This window comes from Brevundimonas sp., assembly GCF_032107865.1.
In the GTDB taxonomy this organism is placed as follows: Bacteria; Pseudomonadota; Alphaproteobacteria; order Caulobacterales; family Caulobacteraceae; genus Brevundimonas.
In genome coordinates this window covers 1-3,604 of the sequence record NZ_DAMCNG010000252.1, presented here as the reverse complement: position 1 = coordinate 3,604, position 3,604 = coordinate 1, and the positions used below count along the sequence as shown (strand labels likewise).

The 3,604-nt window shown below is 67.7% G+C and carries 2 protein-coding genes; both read left to right on the top strand.

The features are described 5' to 3' along the window. A partial coding sequence (locus RT567_RS14950) for a S9 family peptidase (protein WP_313577040.1) occupies positions 1 to 1,257 on the top strand: 1,257 nt, incomplete at its 5' end. A 76-nt stretch (positions 1,258 to 1,333) separates the two neighbouring features. Next, complete coding sequence (locus tag RT567_RS14945; RefSeq protein ID WP_313577039.1) at positions 1,334 to 3,442, top strand: S9 family peptidase; 2,109 nt, start codon at positions 1,334 to 1,336, stop codon at positions 3,440 to 3,442. Positions 3,443 to 3,604: the final 162 nt, after the last annotated feature.

Below are 3,604 nucleotides of genomic sequence, written 5' to 3'. Positions count from 1 at the left end.
GCGCCGGTCAATCTGACCGAGGGCCATTCGGGACCGGACGGGGCGCCCGCCCTGTCGCCCGACGGACGCCGCCTGGCCTGGCTGGCGGCCCCGCGCGAGAACGTCGGCGGCGATCAGCCGGTGGTCATGGTGGCCGATGCGAACGGTTCGGGCGCCCGCGCCCTGACCAATTGGGATCGCGGCCCCAGCGGCCTGACCTGGCGTTCGGACGGACGGGCGCTCTACGTCACGGCCGCTGACGAGGGCCAGAACCGCCTGTTCGAGATCGACGCCCGCAGCGGCGCGGTGAAGGCCCTGACCGACATCGGCTCGGTCGGCGACTTCGACGAGGTCGGCGGCGTGCTGGCCTACGCCCATGAGAGCTTTACGGCTCCGACGCAGGTCTTCATCGCCCGCAACGGCCAGGCCGCGCGTCAGGCGACCCAGCACAACGCCGAACTGCTGGCCCGCATCGATCTGCCGCGTCCCGAGGAGATCCGTTTCCCCGGCTGGAACGACGAGACGACGCACGGCTGGGTGTTCAAGCCCGCAGGCTTTGTCGAGGGGCGCAAATATCCGGCTGTCTACCTGATCCACGGCGGGCCGAAGTCGCCCTGGACCGAGGGCTGGTCCTACCGCTGGAACCCCCAGGTCTATACGGCGGCGGGGTATGCGGTGGTCATGGTCAACTTCCACGGCTCGCCGGGCTATGGCCAGGCCTTCACCGACGCCATCAACGACCACTGGGGCGACCGGCCGCTGGAGGATCTGCAGAAGGGCTGGCAGGCGGCGCTGTCGGCCAATCCGTGGATCGACGGCCAGCGGGCCTGCGCGCTGGGCGCCTCCTACGGCGGCTATATGGTCAATATGATCGCGGGCCAGTGGAACGAGCCGTGGCGCTGCCTGGTCAACCACGCCGGGGTGTTCGACGTGCCCCAGCTGATGAACGCCATGGACATCTCGACCTTCATCCATGAGTTCGGCGGCGCGACCTGGGACCGCAAGGCGATCTATGACGCCCACAACCCCGAGACCTATGCGGGCGACTGGAAGAAGCCGATGCTGGTGCTGCACGGCTCCAAGGACTTCCGCGTGCCGATGGAGCAGGGGCTGGCGACCTTCTCGGCCCTGCAACGGCTGAACATCCCGAGCCGCTTCGTCCATGTGCCGGACGAGAACCACTGGGTGCTGAAACCCCAGACCTGGGTCGAGTGGCAGCAGGAGATCCTGAACTGGACGGCCGACTGGACGAAGGAAGGTCAGCAAACGGCCCCTTAAACAGGAGGCTTTGCGGGCGGCGCGCGGCGGTGTTAGGCCTTCGGCCAGACTTCACATCCGCATGAGGAGCGCCTGAATGCGCCGCCTGCCCCATCTCCTGTCCGGCCTCAGCGCCGCCGCCCTGCTGACCGCTACGGCCCTACCGGCCCTGGCCGAGGGGGCGCCTGCCGCTCCGGCGGCGGCGACGGCCCAGGCCCGTACGGCCTTCACCTATCAGGACATGATCTCGGCCAACCGGCTGGGCGATCCCCAGGTGTCGCCGGACGGCGAGTGGGTGGTCTATGCCCTGACCCAGACGGACGTAGCGGCCAACAAGCGCTCGAGCGCCCTCTACATCCTGGGGCTGAAGGGCGAGGCTCAGCCGCAGAAGCTGGCGATTTCCGAAGGCGGCGCCAACACCGCCCGGTGGGGCGCCGACGGCAAACTCTATTTCCTGTCGGGGCGCTCGGGCTCGAGCCAGGTCTGGGTCTCGACCGACAAGGGCGCGACGGCGACGCAAGTCACCAGCCTGCCGACCGACGTCAACGCCTATCGCATCAATGGCGCGGGCGATGCGGTGGCCGTGTCGCTGGCCGTCTACCCGGATGCGGCGGACCTGAACGCCTCGGTCGCGCGCGGCAAGACCGAGGCCGAGCGCAAGTCCACCGGCCAGGTCTATGACCGCATGTTCGTGCGTCACTGGGATACGTGGAACGACCACACCCAGAACCACCTCTTCGTCCAGTCGATCGGCGCCGACGGCAATGCGGGCGGCGATCCGGTCTGGGTCACGAAAGGCTTCGACGGCGACACCCCCTCCAAGCCGTTCGGCGACGAGAGCGAGTTCACCTTCGCGCCTGACGGGCAGTCGCTGGTCTTCTCGGCGCGCAAGGCCGGGAACAGCGAGCCGTGGAGCACGAATTTCGACCTCTACAGCGTCGCCGTCTCGACGCCCGGCCAGCTGACCAATCTGACCGAGGCCAACCCGGCCTGGGACACGGGTCCGGTCTTCTCGCCCGACGGTCAGACCCTGGCCTACCGCGCCATGGCCCGTCCGGGCTTTGAGGCGGACAAATATTCGATCTTCCTGCGCGACGTCGCCACCGGCCAGACGCGCCAGATCGCGGCCAATTGGGACCGCTCGGCCGACACCCTGCAATGGTCGAAGGACGGGAACACCCTCTACACCACGGCGGGCGACGTCGGTCAGACCCGCCTGTTCGCCATCGACGCGCGCAACGGGGTGGTGACGCCGCTGACGGGCGAAGGCCACGTCGGCGCCTTCCAGCAGACGCCCTCGGGCTTCGTCATGGCGGTCGACACCCTGACCTCGCCCAGCGACCTGTTCTTCAAGACCTATCGCGGCCGCGAAATGCCACGCCGCCTGACCAATGTGAACCCGCAGCTGGCGACCAAGGCCTTCGGCGAGGCCGAGCAGTTCAGCTTCCCGGGCTGGAACGACGAGACGGTCCACGGCTACGTCATCAAGCCCGCCAACTATGTCGAGGGCCAGAAATATCCGGTCGCCTTCCTGATCCACGGCGGGCCGCAGGGCTCGTTCGGCAACGGCTGGTCCTATCGCTGGAACCCCGAGACCTATGCGGGCGCGGGCTATGCGGTGGTGATGATCGATTTCCACGGTTCGACCGGCTACGGCCAGGAATTCACCGACGCCATCAGCCAGCACTGGGGCGACCGCCCGCTGGAAGACCTGCAGAAGGGCTGGGCCTTCGCCCAGTCGAAGTATGACTTCCTCGACGGCAACAACGCCTGCGCGCTCGGCGCCTCCTACGGCGGCTATATGATCAACTGGATCGCGGGCAACTGGCCGGGCGAGTTCAAATGCCTGGTCAACCACGACGGCGTCTTCGACACCTTCGGCATGGGCTATGGCACGGAGGAGCTGTGGTTCACCGAGTGGGAATACGGCGGCACGCCGTGGGAAAACCCGGAGGGCTATCAGAAGTTCAACCCGGCCAACCACGTGCAGAACTGGCGCGATCCGATGCTGGTGGTCCAGGGCGACCTCGACTTCCGCATCCCGACCTCGCAGAGCCTGTCGACCTTCACCGCCCTGCAACGGCGCGGGATCGAGAGCCGCTTCGTCTTCTTCCCGGACGAGAACCACTGGGTGCTGAAGCCGGCCAACAGCCTGCAATGGCACAATGAGGTGTTTGGCTGGCTGGATAAGCACCTGGCCAAGTAGGTCCGGTCTGACTTCGGGGCGTGGTTCGTGAGGGCCGCGCCCCTTTGGTTCTGGGGAGGCGGAATGACGAGGCGAGGGCTTCTGGCGCCGCTGCTGGCGACCGTGGCGACGGCGGCGTGCGCGCCGTTGGTCGGCGAGGGCCTGACGCCGTCCGTGGCGCCG